The sequence below is a fragment of the Aminipila luticellarii genome, assembly GCF_004103735.1.
In the GTDB taxonomy this organism is placed as follows: domain Bacteria; phylum Bacillota; class Clostridia; order Peptostreptococcales; family Anaerovoracaceae; genus Aminipila; species Aminipila luticellarii.
In genome coordinates this window covers 417,720-434,307 of the sequence record NZ_CP035281.1, presented here as the reverse complement: position 1 = coordinate 434,307, position 16,588 = coordinate 417,720, and the positions used below count along the sequence as shown (strand labels likewise).

Annotated in this window: 11 protein-coding genes; 1 reads left to right on the top strand and 10 read right to left on the bottom strand. The window is 44.6% G+C overall.

All coding sequences use genetic code 11. The features are described 5' to 3' along the window. Positions 1-203: 203 nt before the first annotated feature. On the top strand, positions 204-728 hold the full coding sequence (locus EQM06_RS02000; protein ID WP_128744753.1) for a transcription repressor NadR: 525 nt from the start codon (positions 204-206) through the stop codon (positions 726-728). Between the two features lie 70 nt (positions 729-798). Here EQM06_RS02000 and EQM06_RS01995 read toward each other — a convergent pair whose 3' ends face one another. From EQM06_RS01995 to EQM06_RS01950, 10 genes are all read right to left on the bottom strand, one after another. Next, positions 799-1,626, bottom strand: coding sequence for a hypothetical protein (locus tag EQM06_RS01995; RefSeq protein ID WP_128744752.1), 828 nt, complete (start codon positions 1,624-1,626; stop codon positions 799-801). Between the two features lie 325 nt (positions 1,627-1,951). Beyond that, a complete protein-coding gene (locus EQM06_RS01990) occupies positions 1,952-3,634 on the bottom strand; it encodes an MBL fold metallo-hydrolase RNA specificity domain-containing protein (RefSeq protein WP_128744751.1) in 1,683 nt (560 codons plus the stop codon). Positions 3,635-3,804: 170 nt separating this feature from the next. Continuing rightward, positions 3,805-5,196: an NADPH-dependent glutamate synthase gene (gene gltA, locus EQM06_RS01985; protein WP_128744750.1), complete on the bottom strand. Its 1,392-nt coding sequence runs from the start codon at positions 5,194-5,196 to the stop codon at positions 3,805-3,807. Next, positions 5,189-6,037, bottom strand: a complete 849-nt coding sequence (locus EQM06_RS01980; RefSeq protein ID WP_128744749.1) for a sulfide/dihydroorotate dehydrogenase-like FAD/NAD-binding protein — start codon at positions 6,035-6,037, stop codon at positions 5,189-5,191. Before EQM06_RS01980 ends, gltA begins: the two co-directional genes overlap by 8 nt. 1 nt (position 6,038) lies before the next feature. Next, on the bottom strand, positions 6,039-9,599 hold the full coding sequence (gene nifJ, locus EQM06_RS01975; RefSeq protein WP_230974994.1) for a pyruvate:ferredoxin (flavodoxin) oxidoreductase: 3,561 nt from the start codon (positions 9,597-9,599) through the stop codon (positions 6,039-6,041). After that, positions 9,600-10,904, bottom strand: a complete 1,305-nt coding sequence (locus tag EQM06_RS01970; protein WP_128744748.1) for a 4Fe-4S binding protein — start codon at positions 10,902-10,904, stop codon at positions 9,600-9,602. It lies immediately after the preceding gene. A 412-nt stretch (positions 10,905-11,316) separates the two neighbouring features. After that, complete coding sequence (locus tag EQM06_RS01965) at positions 11,317-12,489, bottom strand: M20 family metallopeptidase (RefSeq protein WP_164914309.1); 1,173 nt, start codon at positions 12,487-12,489, stop codon at positions 11,317-11,319. A gap of 55 nt (positions 12,490-12,544) precedes the next feature. After that, positions 12,545-13,960 carry a YfcC family protein gene (locus tag EQM06_RS01960; RefSeq protein WP_128744746.1) on the bottom strand — a complete coding sequence of 472 codons (1,416 nt, stop codon included), beginning with the start codon at positions 13,958-13,960 and terminating at the stop codon, positions 12,545-12,547. An 80-nt stretch (positions 13,961-14,040) separates the two neighbouring features. Further along, a complete protein-coding gene (locus EQM06_RS01955; protein ID WP_128744745.1) occupies positions 14,041-15,417 on the bottom strand; it encodes an amidohydrolase family protein in 1,377 nt (458 codons plus the stop codon). A 270-nt stretch (positions 15,418-15,687) separates the two neighbouring features. Further along, positions 15,688-16,461, bottom strand: coding sequence for an IclR family transcriptional regulator (locus EQM06_RS01950; protein ID WP_128744744.1), 774 nt, complete (start codon positions 16,459-16,461; stop codon positions 15,688-15,690). Between the last annotated feature and the right edge of the window lie 127 nt (positions 16,462-16,588).

Here is a 16,588-nt window from a genome sequence, read left to right as displayed (position 1 = left end):
AATCATATAATATATATAACTCAACTTAAAGGAAAAGTTGTTCGCTGTCAGACCTTCTGATTTGGGACAGCTTTTTCTTTTTGCTTATTCCTCTTTACCCCGTTATTCTGTCTTTACAGTTGTATATTGACCGAAATATAAATGGATGGTATGATACTTCATATGAGATTTATCCGCATGAAGGCGGAAAGGGAGGTAACCAGATGAATGCAGCTAAACGAAGAGAACGAATTATATCCTATTTAAAATCCAGCTCTATGCCCACCAGTGCTTCCCATTTAGCTTCTTTACTTGAAGTCAGCAGACAGATCATCGTCAGCGATATCGCTTTGCTTCGCGCCGGTGGTGTAAACATTTCCGCAACGCCTAGGGGATATATTCTCTCCGAGGATGGCAGTGCAAAGAGCGGCCATGATTTTGAAGGAATCCTTGCTTGCAGGCACACATCCGATCAGCTTCGCGAGGAACTGTACACCATTGTAGATTTTGGGGCCGAAGTACTGGACGTGACGATCGAGCATTCTCTGTATGGGCAGCTGTCCGGAAAACTGAACCTGTCTTCCCGATACGATGTGGATTTATTTCTCAACAAAATTCAGAATAACTCCGATCTGCCCTTGAGCTGTCTCACTGAGGGGATTCACCTTCATAAAGTGGGCTGCCGGGATGAAAAAACCTTTCAGCTCATAAAAAAGGCACTGGAATCAAAAAATATGTTAATTAAATAAAATACTCCTTGGATTTATCCTGTGACCCCAATAAGTTAAACTTTATTGGGATACTTTTAATTGTTCTATATTAACCTTCACTCAGTTCCTTAAATAAATCATTCAGCTCTTTCTGAACCTCTACACCATAGATTTCAGCAACCTTCATAGTGCCGAACATAAATTCCTTCATTTCTCCCCAGCTCATCTGCACATCTTCCATGCTCCCACTCCTGAGCCAGTTCTCAAAGGCATTGATATCCTTCGCTGCTTCTTGTCCAAAAGTTTCTCGGAATACTTGCCTTTGTAAATGGGCTATGCTGCTATGAAATGCCATAACCGTTATATCGCTAATAAGACCCATACCAGCTAAACGGTCTCTTATTTCTATTTTATTTTCCAAACTTCCATCATCTGGGATTTCCTCCTTTACCTTCTGAATGATTTCAGAGTTGGATAAGCCTTGATAGCCAAAGTATTCTTTAGCACGATTATAAGACGCTTCTCCTCTTAACTGTACGAAGTTTGGATTTTTAATGGCCTCTCGCAAATTAGCCATATTTTGTATCCCTATGTCTTGATACTTTGGCGTATTTAACTCCATTTTAGCCCCCCTGTGAGGAAATGCCTGCTCATACCTGTCATTGATCAGTTTATAGATCTCCATATCCGTCATCCCACTATAATCGGTTTCCTCGTGCAGCTTCTGCAGCTCCGCCAATCTCTGGGGTACGTTGGCATACCCCGAAATGTTCAGCGTGTCTTTGGTTCTGTCCGTTGCTCCGACCTCTTGACTCTTTTTTGTTTCCAGCAAATCCCTAAATCCCACAGCCAGATTTCCGTCTACCGTGGTGGTTTTTTTCTGCTGATTTTTGCTTCCGGCATTGCTTCCTATGTTACTTATACCTATTCCATTCATACTTCTCTTTCTCCCTCTCTTACTAGATTTTGAAAAAATTTTTTTCTACTACATCTTACCTTTCCGGAAAAAATTGTCAATACTGTTTGCATAAGATGTTGTCTCAGCTACATGAAATGTGCAATTATTTTAAAATGATATAAAAATTTACAAAAACTCTCCATTTTTTTAGTCTACATTCCCAATTCATAAAAAATGACTTTATTTCATTCCCCATAAAATCTTATACGATATGCATAATTAAAAAAGCCCATTTAGACTGCTCCTTGCGAAGCGCCTAAACAGGCTTTCCAATAACTTTTTAATGCTATTAATTCAAGATATACTATTTTCCCGCATCTTCAAATGCTGACTGCTCTGTCTGATCTTCCTTTGTCACTGCAGAACCTAAATTCAAAGACATCTTCTCCAGTTCCAATACCATGTTATTGATTTCGGCCACTCTCTCCGGCGGAAGTTCTTCATCCATTGCCAGCTGAGTGTGGTATAAAATGCTCTCCAAATCATCATGAATATTGGAAATACGCTTCTTAATTTTAAAGAGCTCTTCCTGATTTACGGCCTCTCTTAAAGCCTCCTCCATATTTATGATCTTATGGTTTTCAAGAGCAAATTCAGACATTCCCTCTACCACAACAGCCTCATAGCCCAGTTCTTTTTTTATGGTCTCTGCAAAATCATGTTTCGCTTCGGATTCTCCATGTACCAGAAATATTTCGCTTGGTTCTTCCCTAAAGCCTGCCAGCCAAGAAAGCAGACCATCTCTGTCTGCGTGACCGGAGAAGCCTTCCAGATTGTAGATCTCTGCATTTACATGAACCTCTTCACCAAATAGAGTCACATCCTTTATTCCGTCTACCAGCAGTCTTCCTAACGTTCCTTCCGCCTGATATCCTACGAATATAATGCTGGATTTCGGATTCCAAAGATTGTGCTTTAAGTGATGTCGGATTCTTCCGGCTTCACACATCCCGCTGGCAGAAATGATGACCTTCGGATGCTTGTCCAGGTTCAGTTGGATGGAATCTTCCGTACTTCTGGTGAATCGTAGGTTTTTGAAGTCCAGCGGATTGTCTCCTCTTAAGATGTATTCTTTCGTTTCTTCATCAAACACTTGAGCATTTTTTCTGAAAACCTCTGTGGCTGTGGTAGCCATAGGGCTGTCCACATAAATCATCAGATTTTCCAGCTGCTTTTTGTATTCTGAATTATCCTGATAAAAACGGTTGAACATATAAATCAATTCTTGAGTCCTGCCCACTGCAAACGATGGTATAACAACAGTTCCTCCCCGTTTAATGGTCTTTAGCACAATCTTGATGATCTCATCCACGCTCAGAGAATTTTCCGGATGAAGACGGTTGCCGTATGTACTTTCCATAATGACATAATCGGCCTTTTTAATAATAGTAGGATCCCGTAAGATTGGACGGTTCTTTACGCCCAGATCGCCGGAGAAAACGAGCTTAGACACCTTTCCTTCTTCTTCTACCCAAAGCTCTATGATGGCAGAACCCAAAATATGCCCTGCATCATTAAATACAACCTTCATTTCCTCATTTAATTCAACCAGCTGATCATATAAGACCGGTTTTAAATATTTGATGGAATCCAGCGCATCATTGTAAGTATACAGGGGTTCCACCAGAGCTTTTCCCGCTCTTTCCGCCTTACGGTTTTTCCATTCGGCTTCCTTTTCATGTATGTATCCGCTGTCCTTGAGCATGACCTCCACCAGATCGGCGGTAGCATCCGTACAATAAATATCACCTTTAAAGCCTCTTTTGATGAGCAGGGGAATCCTGCCGCAGTGGTCAATATGTGCATGACTTAATATCACATAATCTATTTCTGCCGGATTAAAAGGGAAGGGTTCATAGTTCATGGCTTCCATAGCCTTTCCTCCCTGAAATTGCCCACAGTCCAAAAGAATCTTGTGCTTTTCTGTTGTAATTAAATGACAGGAGCCCGTGACCCCCGATGCTGCCCCGCAAAATTGAATCTTCATTCTTTGAACCTCCTAATACCAAATATTATCAGAATGTATTGACAATTTAATTATACCCTTTTTTTAGCTAAAAAACATCTAATTCTTTCGCATTCTTTTCAAAGGGACAAAAACCCCTATCATTTTATTACTAAATGATGGGGGTTTTAAATTTCTAAAGAAGGTATGGCTTAGTTTGCCTCCAGATATTGGTCAATACTGTCTGCGGCATTTTTTCCTGCTCCCATGGCAAGAATGACTGTTGCCGCTCCGGTCACTGCGTCGCCGCCGGCAAAAATGCCTTTGTGGCTTGTGGCTCCGGTCTTTTCATCCGCACCGATTCCGCCTTTCTTATTTGGCTCTAAGTCTTCGGTCGTCTCCAGGATCAATTTATTCAGCCTTGTTCCGATTGCCATGATGACGGCATCCACATCCAGAATAAAATTGGAGCCTTTCTTTTCTACCGGCCTTCTTCTTCCTGAAGCATCCGGTTCTCCCAGTTCCATTTCCACACACTCCAATCCGCAGACATAAGCTTCCTCCGTTCCTTTAATGGCCACCGGATTAGTCAGTAACCGGAAGATGATTCCTTCCTCTATAGCATGATGGATTTCTTCCTTGCGGGCAGGAATTTCATCCATGGAACGGCGATATACGATATACACTTCTTCTGCACCCATTCTTTTCGCACAGCGAGCCGCATCCATAGCAACGTTACCGCCGCCGATTACGGCCACCCGCTTTGCGATTTGAATCGGCGTATCGTATTCCGGCTTGTATGCCTTCATCAGATTGATACGGGTCAAATATTCATTAGCCGAATAAACCCCCAGCAGATTTTCTCCGGGAATATTCATGAACTGGGGCAGACCAGCTCCGGTCCCCACAAATACGGCTTCATATCCGTCCTCAAACAATTCGTCTACCGTCATGGACATCCCAATGACCGCATTGTTTACGAATTCCACCCCTTTCTCCTGTAGAGCGGAAACCTCTGCGGACACGATGGCTTTCGGCAGACGAAATTCCGGAATGCCATAGGCCAGCACACCGCCTTCCTTGTGCAAGCTTTCAAATACAGTGACATCATAGCCTTTTGCGATTAAATCACCTGCGCAGGCAAGACCCGCCGGACCGGAGCCTACCACCGCCACCTTATGCCCATTGCCTTCTGCTCTTTCCACTGATTCATCTGTGCCATGCTCCCGGTGCCAATCCGCAGCGAAGCGCTCCAGCCGTCCAATGGCTACAGGCTCGCCCTTTGTTCCTTGAGAGCACCTGCCTTCGCACTGATTCTCCTGCGGGCAGACACGTCCGCAGATAGCCGGAAGGGAACTGGTCGTACTGATGATCTGATACGCTTCCTCAAATTCACCTTCTGCAATCTTTGCGATAAATTCAGGAATACGCACTCGAACCGGACAGCCTGTGGTACATGGTTTCTTTCGGCATTGCAGACATCGCATCGCTTCATTGACCGCCATGTCTTCCGTATAACCGGTAGAGACTTCTTTAAAATTTTTATTACGAACCATAGGATCCTGTTCAGGCATAGGATTTTTTTCTTTCGCCAGATTAAGCATAGTAACGAACACCTCCTGTCAAACGGCATACATGTGTGATGTCTTCCTTTTCCTGCTCTTTATAGAAGGAATTACGCTGAATAAGCTCATCCCAGTCCACAAGCTGACCGTCAAACTCCGGGCCGTCCACGCAGGCAAATTTATTTTCGCCCCCTATGACCACACGGCAGCCGCCGCACATGCCGGTTCCATCCACCATATAGGCTGTAAGGGAGACTACCGTTTTAATTCCATATTTTTTTGTAAGCTGACAGACAAACTTCATCATGACAGGCGGCCCTACGGCAACGACTTCATCATACGGATTGCCTGCTTCAATCAATGCTTTCAGCTTATCCGTCGTGAAGCCTTTTTCGCCGTATGACCCGTCATCTGTTGTAATATAAAGGTTGGTGGTTCCCGCTCTGAATTCCTCTTCTAAAATCACCACATCCTTTGTCTGAAAGCCGGCAATCATGTCGACTTCAATACCCGCATCGTGCATGCCCTTTGCTATAGGATAGGCCAGCGCATTTCCCGTACCGCCGCCTACCACAGCAACCCGTTTTAATCCTTCCATTTCGGTGGGTTTTCCCAAAGGCCCCACCACGTCTGCCAGAGCATCTCCCACTTCAAATTGATCCAGAAGCAGGGTGGTCTTGCCTACTGCCTGATAAATGATATCAATCGTGCCTTTTTCTGCATTATGTCCGGCCATCGTAAGCGGAATTCTCTCGCCGTATTCATCCGTGCGCAATATGATGAACTGTCCCGGTCTTGCCTTTCTTGCCACTAAAGGTGCTTCGATTTCAAGCCATGTAATCGTTGAGTTCAAACGTCGCTTTCCTACGATCTTATACATACTACTGTTCCCCTCCTTCTTGCGGTTCCAAGCTCTTTTTCTGCCTGATCAGTGCATTATACCGGTTCATCGCTATGTCTTCTGCTTCAGCAAACAACCTCTTTGCCCGATCCGGGAATTTTAAGGTCAGCGAGTTATATCGAACCTCTCCCATGATAAATTCATTGTAGCTTTCGGTAGGAACCGGGCTGTCAACAGAAAGAGGATTCTTTCCTGCTGCCGCAAGTTCAGGATTGTACCGGAGCAGATTCCAATATCCGGCTCGTACAGCCCTTTTCATTTCAAACATGGACTTATTCATTCCCGCTTTGATTCCGTGGCTGATACAAGGAGCGTATGCGATAATCAAGGAAGGTCCGTCATAGCTCTCTGCTTCTCGGATGGCTTTAAGTGCCTGATCCGGATTGGCGCCCATGGCAATCTGTGCTACGTAAACGTATTCATAGGACATGGCGATCTGTGCCAGATTCTTTTTCCGAACGGCTTTACCATTGGCGGAGAACTGTGCCACAGCACCTACCGGCGTTGCTTTGGACGCCTGACCGCCTGTATTGGAATAGACCTCCGTATCAAATACCAAAATATTTACGTTTTCTCCGGATGCGATCACGTGATCCAGCCCGCCGTATCCGATGTCATACGCCCATCCGTCACCGCCGAACATCCAGATGGATGGTTTCGGAAGCATATCACGGTTTTCGGCTACATATTTTGCATCTTCGTTCTCCGGTTCGGTTCGGCAAAGCTCCAAGAGCATGTTTCCTGCTTCTTCCGATTCTTCTACTTCGTCCATTCCCTTGATCCATGCCCATGCAGCCTCTTTAAATTTCGGTTCTTCTGCCAGTCTGGTAACAGCTGACTTCATCTCCTGACGGCGTGTTTTCATAGATATGGCTAACCCTAAACCGAATTCAGCATTATCCTCGAACAGCGAATTGGCCCAAGCCGGACCTCTTCCCTGCTTGTTGACCGTATACGGTGTGCTCGGAGCACTGCATCCCCATATGGAGGAGCAGCCTGTGGCATTGGCGATGAACATTCTGTCTCCGTACAGCTGCGTGATTAATTTTGCATAGGGAGACTCCCCACATCCCGGACAAGCTCCGGAGAATTCAAGCAGCGGCTTCTTGAACTGGGATCCTTTTACCGTATCTTCTTTAAACGGAATGACCTTATCTGTCACATGCTTCACCGCATAATCAAAGACCTTCTGGGATTCTTCCGTTCCCTCTTCGGCAGGAATCATTTCCAAGGCTTTATTTCTTGCCGGACAGACACTGGCGCAGGATCCGCAGCCCGTACAATCCAGTGCTGAAACAGCGATAGAGAACAGCTTGTCATCACAGCCCTTCATCTTTACCGTTTTTGCTCCGGATTCTTCTGCTTCTTTCTCGTCCATAACAAAAGGCCGAATGACACCGTGCGGACAGGAATAGGAGCACCAGTTGCACTGCATACAGTTTTCCGGCAGCCATTTTGGAATTTCCACCGCAATACCGCGCTTTTCAAACGCCGCAGTTCCCGAAGGAATAAATCCCGATACCGAATCCATAAATTTTGAGACCGGAATGGAATCCCCGCGCATGGCGTTGGTCGGAATTAAAATCTCCTTTATGTAATCCGTATGAAGCTTATCGCGTCCGTCGATGACCTTTTCTTCCTGCAAATCTTCTGCATCCGCCCAGTTCTTAGGGATTTCCACTTTATGAATATGCTTTGCTCCGGCATCCACGGCCTGAAGATTCATATTTACGATTTTATCGCCCTTAGCGCCATAGGTTTTTTTGATAGCATCCTTCATATACCCTACCGCCTCATCGATCGGAATGATGTTGGCCAGCTTAAAAAACGCTGCTTGAAGAACGGTATTAGTCCTCCTTGCACCAAGACCGATGTTCATGGCAATGCTCACGGCATCGCAGGTATAGAATTGTATATTATTTTTAGCGATATACCTCTTTGCTGCCGCCGGAAGGTGTTCCTCCAGTTCTTCATCTGTCCAAGGACAGTTCAGCAGGAAGAAACCGCCGGGTTTGACATCCTGAACGATGTCATATTTCTTCATATAGGACGGGTGATGACAGGCAACAAAATCAGCCTGCTTTACGTAATAGGTGGATTTAATCTGCTGATCTCCGAATCGAAGGTGGCTGATGGTGATGCCGCCTGATTTTTTCGAGTCATACTGGAAATAAGCCTGCACCTTTTTGTTTGTATGGTCCCCGATAATTTTAATGCTGTTTTTATTGGCGCCTACCGTACCGTCTGCACCCAGGCCCCAGAACTTGCAGGATACGGTTCCCGCTGCCGTGGTATCCGGATTGCTCGAAACGGGCAGAGACAGCCCCGTCACATCATCTTCAATGGAAATGGTAAACTGTTTTTTTGGTTCTGCCATCCAAAGATTCTCATATACAGAAACAAGGTCTCCCGGCTGAACGTCCTTTGATCCCAACCCATAACGGCCTCCGACCACAGTGGCAGTTTCAAAGGCAGTTTCTCTTAAAGCTGCTACCACATCCAGATACAGTGGTTCGCCGATAGCACCGGGTTCCTTGGTTCGATCCAGTACAGCTATGCTCTTTACAGTCTCCGGTATGACTTCCAGAAGATACTTTGTAGAGAAAGGGCGATACAGATGAACCTTCACCATCCCTGTCTTTTTACCCTTTGCATTCAAGTAGTCGATAACTTCTTCTGCCGCATCACAAACTGAACCGATGGCTATGATGATCTCTGTTGCATCCGGTGCGCCGTAGTAATTAAACGGCTTGTAATCCGTACCCAGCTTTTCATTGACCTTATTCATATATTTCACGACCACCTCTGCGGTTTCCTCATACCGTTTATTGCTGGCCTCTCTGTGTTGGAAAAAGGTCTCCGGCTGCTCCGCTGAGCCTTGGCTGTGCGGATGCATCGGATGATTGGCGTTACGTCTGAATTCGGCCACAGCCTCCCAGTCCACCATGGATTTTAACTCATCGTAATCCCAGACTTCTATTTTCTGCTGTTCATGGCTGGTTCTGAATCCGTCGAAGAAATGGAGCATGGGAACCTTTCCAGCGATTGCCGAAAGATGCGCCACAGAAGCCAGATCCATGACCTCCTGCGGATTATTGGAAGCCAGCATGGCAAATCCGGTGGAACGACATCCCATTACATCCGAATGATCTCCGAAAATAGACAAAGCATGAGAAGCCAATGCCCTTGCCGCTACATGCAGCACGGCCGGTGTTTCTTCCCCCGCCAGCTTATACATGTTAGGAATCATCAGAAGCAGTCCTTGAGAGGCCGTAAAAGTACTGGTATAAGCTCCTGCTGCCAGAGAACCGTGCACCGCTCCTGCTGCTCCTCCCTCTGATTGCATTTCCAAGACCTTTACCTGTTCTCCAAATATATTTTTTCTGCCTTCGGAAGCCCATTCATCTATATTTTCAGCCATTACCGAAGAAGGTGTAATCGGATAAATAGCCGCAACTTCTGAAAATGCATAAGCCACATGAGCTGCCGCCGTGTTACCGTCCATTGTTTTCAACATTCGCATCAAATCACTTCCTTTCATCTATATCCCCATCGCTTTTCTTTGCAGATAATTGGCTTCCGGAACCACCAGCTCTACAAGCGCCGTTCGGGAGCACATATAAGAACATACGGAACAATTCTCACACAGCTCGCCGTTTACCACCGCGTGTAGATCCTTTATGGTAATGGCGCCGTTCGGACAGTTGGAAGCGCAGTCTCCGCAGCCGATACAGCCCTCTCCGCAAACTCTGAGCTTTTCGTCACAGTCATATGTAGACGCACAGGCGACCAATTTACCGCCTGCATACGGGACTTCAACAATTAAATCATTCGGACAGGCGGTGACGCAATCCAGACAGCCGACGCACTTTTCCGGATCAATCTTTGCTGTGCCGTCGGCTATGGTAATCGCATCATAACGACAGACTTTTGTGCAGTCCCCCAGGCCAATACATCCAACCTGACATAAATCCATAGCTTCGTTTCTGATCTTTGAGGCATCCGCACAGGTTTCCACACCCAAGGCCTTAAATTTAGCATTTGCCTTCTTTCCGCCTCTGCATCGAACAAAAGCGATATTTTCTTTCAGCTTGGTCAGGTCATGAAGCTCGTCAACAATGATTTTCTTACGGCACTTTACCGCACATGCTATGCATCCGACACATTTGTCATAATCGATGACCGCACAATTATCTATTATAGCGATTGCATTCTCCGGACAGACTTCCTCACAGTCCCCGCAGCCGATACAACCGCTTCCGCATATTTTTCTGGTGGTTTCTTCATCATTTTGAGAGGCACAAGGAATAAAATTGGTAGCTTCCCTTGGAACCATGACGATGATTTCCTGCGGGCACATTCCCAAACAGGCTTGGCAGCCGTTACATTTTTCTTTATCGATCTTTACAGTACCGTCTACCAGCGACATGGCATCAAATTTACACCGTTCTATGCAAGAACCAAGTCCTATGCAGCCAAAGCTGCACTCTCCCTTTAAGAAGCCCTTCTTTTTAGCCTCTTCACAATCCGAGCAGCCTTCCAGTCTCTTTTTTCCTGCTGCGTCCCCTGCACAGCGAATAAAGGCCACTTTTTCCTGTATGGTTACAGGCTCTGCGCCCATCAATTCAGCAAGGGCAGAAACCTTTTCCTGAGAGCAGGCCGGACACAAAGCAATGGATGCTCCCTGTGCGATGGCTATGGCACAGGCTTGACAGCTTTCACATTGACATCCTCCATATCCGCCGCAGTCCCCTCCCGGCAGTATTTTTAAAATTTCTTTTGTTCTTTCATCAACATTTTTGTTGTTTGGCACTGAGGTACAATTATTTTCCCGAACGTTACCCATTTACCTTTCCTCCTACAATAGATTTTTGTGCTTTGCATAATATATTATGGATACTGTATACATAATAAAGTACACTCCATATTTTTACATAACCAGAATAGCATAGAAGCACCAAAAATCAACTAGACTTTTTCAATTCATTTCTCTTTTTCCCTTCCTTTTTTAACGAAAACATTTGAAATATAACAAGTTTAACAAATTGTTTTTACAAAAAAAATAGAATTTGTTCTCAGACAAAAGCTTTCTTTGCTATAAATTAGACTCTTTTAAATACTATTATGCGGTATGAGATTTTAGAAGGTTATACAAAAAGAACCAGATTTTCATGAGCTTTCTCCTGTCCATCGGATCAGAAACCGTTCATTCAATCTGGTTCTTTATTGACTTTTTTATCTCCAATTTTTATTTGTTCTTATTTCCCGTCAAAGTCCTTTTTCATGGCTTCTAACTTTTCTGGATCTGTAAAAATTTTCAGTATTTGCAGGATTAAAATCCTTGCCCCATTCATCATGCCCTCATAAGCTCGATCAGATTTGACGGCCTCCGCAAACTCTCTGGTATGAATCGCCACGGTAGGCTCCACAATTTGAACTAAAGGGTGAAAGGTCGGACACACCATACTTACATTTCCCGCATCGGAGGAACCAAAGATTTTTTCTGTATCGCCTATTTCAAGCCCCAGTTCCGCATACGTCTCTGCCAGTACGGCATTGCCGGTTCGATTTCCTTTCAGATTGTCATAGGACTCTGCGGTAGCCACTCTTTCAAAAGTGGTCTGAGTGGCAATCGCCGCTCCCTTTGCGCAGTCATCCGCTTTTTTAACCAATTCATTTAAATCGCCCCGATCCATGGATCTAAAATAAAATTCTGCGGAAGCGGACTCGGGAACGATGTTGGGTGCAAGACCGCCCTCTCGAACTACGCCATGTATTCTCACATCCGGTTTCACATGCTGTCTCAGCATATCGAGGGCATGAAACATGAGCTGCACCCCATTTAGGGCATTGTTTCCTTCCCAAGGAGCTGCCGAAGCATGGGCGGATTTTCCGTGAAAGGTATAAAGATAGGAATCCAGCGCCTGAAGCTTAGGGGCTAACAGATTTTCACCATATAAATGAACCATCAGCGCCATATCATACGAATCAAAAACGCCGTCTCGTGCCATGGTACATTTTGCTCCGTCTGTTTCCTCAATGGGCGTACCGATAATATCTATGTCTGCATCCAGTTCATCCTGCATGTCCTTGACGCTCAATCCGGTAAGTAGGCTGATCGCCGCACTGGTACAATGTCCGCAGGCATGTCCGATACCGGGCAAAGCATCGTATTCTGTCAAGATCGCAATTTTTCGGGTATGTTTTTTATTTCCGTATGTGGCTTTAAAAGCTGTTTCATATCCGTCAAAGGGCTTCTCCACTTTATAGCCCTGCTCTTTCAGAATATCTGCAATTTTCTGGGATGATTGAAATTCTTCACCCGAAATCTCAGGGTTATCTGCAAGAAAATCATTTAATTCTTTACACAGACTTTTATAGTTCTCCATGTTTAAATATGCTTTTTCTTTTAACTGCTCATAAATACTCATGTCATTTCCTCTCATAAACTGCTCTTATACAGAATTACTTTATTCTAATCTGCTGTTAAAATGGGCCGTATCCCATGGAATTTGCAATGACTACAACCACGATAGCAACCAGATATTCCCCTAGAACAAAAGGCCACATCTTCTTTGCCCACTGTCCCCATGAAAGTCCTGCTACTGCAAGGGCTGCCATGAAGTAACCGGAGGTAGGGAGAATGGTGTTTCCAATTCCATCTGCCAATGTAAAGATCAGGCAGGCTGTCTGACGGGTCACGTGCAGTAAATCTGCCAGCGGCACCATAATCGGCATGGTCAGCATAGCCTGACCGCTTCCGGAAGGAACCAGCAGATGAAGGATAGCCTGAACGACGAACATTCCGGCAGCACATATGGACGTAGAGGTCTGCTCTAGCACAGTGGCCGCACCGTTCAAAATGGTATCAATAATATTTCCGTTGGTCAGCACAACGACGATGCCTCTGGCAAAGCCGCAGATCAGTGCACCGGATAAGATTCCCTGCGCTCCCTCCATAAAGCTGTCGATGTATTCGTGGGATGACATCTTTCCGAGGATGGCAAAGATAATGGATACGATAATAAATACACCGGAATATTCAGCCATATAGAAACCGTACTTGATAACGCCAACGACCAGACATAGGATAGCACCGACAAAGGCCACTAAAATCAATTTATGACGGATAGTGAACTCTGCATTTTCGATAGTTGCCACACCTTCATATCTCCTGTCGCCCCAAATCCCCGCAGATGGGTCTTTTGCAACCTTTTTTGCGTGATTGTACACAAAGGCTACCGCTGCTATATATACGACAATATATAATCCCAGTCTTAAATGAAGCCCTGAGAAAATCGGCAATTCTGCAATGCCCTGAGCAATACCGATCGTAAACGGATTCATGACAGCGGTTGTAAATCCGATGGACATGCCCAGAAGAACAATAGCACAGCCGGTAAAGGTATCAAATCCCAAAGCCAGTGCAAAAGGAATGATAATAGGAAGGTACATCAAGCTTTCCTCCGCCATACCGATGAAGCTTCCGCCCAGTGAAAATAAAAGCATTAAGATTGCGATGAAGGCCAGCCTTCTATGGGATAGTTTTTCCGCTGTGGTGGAAAGCAGTCCGTTGAGTGCCCCCGTGGAATTCATGACGTTGATCATGCCACCGATGATAATTACATAAAAAACGATAGGAGCCGCTTCTACAAGCCCTTCATGAATAGCTGTAAATAGGTGGAAAATATCTACTGGTGTTCTGTCTACCTGATGATAGGTTCCCTGTACGACTACATTCCTTCCGTCTACCTCTTGTCGGTCATATTGGCCGGCAGGAAGGATGTAGGTCAAAATAGTCATGGCGACCAGAACGGAGAAGAGCAGGACAAAGGTGTTTATGCCCCTTTTCTTTTCTTTGGGCTCTTCTTGAATGATTTCTTTTTTTTGTTCCTTTTCCATATTGAGTTTCCTTTCTTTTACATATTACAGAAAATCCCGAAGCTTTCCTCTGCAGATTTTCAGCTTAATATGATATATATCTATATTGAACCCTCCGGCATCATTTCATACGAAATGAACCTGCCGGCCCGGTTATTTTTTATCTGGTTGTGATCCACTGCAATTTTTCCATTTACAATAACATAGTCGATTCCCTCCGGGGGAAGATCGGATTCTGAAAAGTCTGCTCCGTCCTTTACGTTTTCCGGGTCAAAGATGGTAAGATCTGCGTCACAGCCTTCAAAAATACAGCCTTTTTTATTGAGGTTCAGCCTTTTTGCCGGTTCCAGCGTCATTTTTCTCAAAGCGTCTATTAAAGGCAGAACCTTATCTTCCCGCACATATTTACCTAATACTCTCGGAAAGGTTCCGGCAGCTCTGGGATGTCCTTTTCCATGATTGATAATCCCGTCACTGGCTATCATTCCATACGGATTTGCAATGGCTTGAGCTATTTCCTCTTCATTCATTACAAATGCTACTACCAGCATCTCCGGATGCTCCTTCCGCACCTTTTCAAACAGCTCTTTATCACAATACCGGTTCCTGTATTCTCCGTCTGTCAGCAGAATGCTGTCATAGGATTTTCCCCAGATGTCAAAACAGCCGTCATCAAAGACCGCAGAGCCGATTTCTGTTGAAAAAGCGCAATAAGGATAGGTATCGTAATTTAATTTTGGGTTTTTATCCATCTCCTGATTTATCAAGTTCAACGCTTCAGTCATCCATCCCATAGCCGTACAGCTGCTTAAATGTGAAATCTGGAATTTCATCTGAGACTGATCGGCAATGCGCACCATTTCCTTGATGGCCTCTATTGATTTAGCCGCATCTGATCTGTAATGAACCGAAACAAATAGATTTTTATCTTCAAAACTTTTCAGCACATTCATGATTTCGTCTATATCCATGCCGGGATCATATTCAATACCAAAGGAAAATCCATAAGCACCCTGCTTTAACTGCTGTTTCATCTTATCCAACAGTATTTTCTGCTGTTCTGCGTCCGCTTTTGTATAGGGGCCTGCTCCAACTTTCTTTCGGTAGGCGTTATATCCCACCAGCATGAGGTAATTGACAGGAGAACCCCCCAGTCTGTTGATGGTATCCTTAAAAACCTCCAAGTCCTGATGCTGCACACCGCAATTTCCGCCCAAGCAGGTAGTCACTCCCATTTTCAGCATCATATCTGCTATGACGAACTGTTCTCCCTCTTGAAGAAAGTCCTCTTCATGCATATGAATATCTATAAAGCCGGGAGACACGATTTTCCCCGCAGCATGGATCCTCCTTTGTGCCGGAGTCTTTATATTTCCAATCTCCACCACTTTTCCGTCCTTTATTCCAAGATCTCCAGCTGCGAAGGTTCCTTTGCCATAATCGGGGTAGCTGCCGCCTTCAATGATAATATCTAACATATTCTTCTTCCTACCTTTTTCCTAATATTTTTTGTAGAAATCATTTAATTTATTAAGTCCATATCACGGAATCTGTTTTGCAATATGGACTGTTGTATTTTTTATCTAAGTGTAGCACCTTTTTTTGTTTTGGTCAACAATTTTTAGAAAATTTTGATAGGTGTGAAGTATTTATTATATTCCTTTAACAGGTCTTAAATACAAAAAAATACTGTAATTTTGCCTGTTGTAAAACTACAGTATTCCTTCTATAAAACGTAATATAGTTACTTACCAGATAACATTTTTTAGTTGGCCGGCTCCTTTAAACAATTCTTTTAGATATTGCTCCCGCAGCTTGCAGAATCGGTCTGATTTAATGGCGCCAAGCGAGATGCAGCCGGCCAGGCTTCCGTTCTGCTTGAACACCGGAACGCCCAGCCCCACCGTGCCGTCCAGATATTCGTCCGCACTTTCTCCGTATCCACTTTTTCGGATGTTCCGATATTCCTCCAACAGCTCTTGAGGATCCATGATGGCTCCGCGGGATACCTGCTTCAATTCCAATTTGGGAACGATTTCACAAAGCTCCTCTTCGGTATGGGAAAACGCCATCAGCACTTTTCCATAGCAGCCGCTGTTAATCGGATAGACAGCCCCGGCTACATACCGTATTCGGGAATCCTGCATTTGGGATTCATAGATGCTTAAGGCGTCCGTACCCTCCAAAACAGCATATCCCACTTGTTCTCCCGTGGAACCGGCTATATTTTCTATGACCTTTCGGATTTCCATATAGAGATCTGTGTTATTGGCATATATCATGCCCACTTGATAGGCCTTATATCCTATGGTATATTTGCCGTCAAAGCTGCGCCTTACGTAATTCTCCTTCTCCAATGCATTTAGAATTCTATGAACAGTCGGTTTTGTAAACCCCAGCTTCTCACTCAATTCCTTTGCTGAATAGGTATATGGGCTGGCTGTAAAAGCGTTCAGCAATTCCAGCATTTTTTCTATCGCTCCAAATTTTTTTAACAGGTTCTCCTCATGACCTTCCATCATACAGATTCCTCCCTAACAATCTAAATACTGGATATAGCATAACACACTTAAAATCTTATTCCAATTTAATTTAAAAAAATAAATCCTTTAGAAATAAACTCCTAAAGGATTTAATCGTACTAAACAA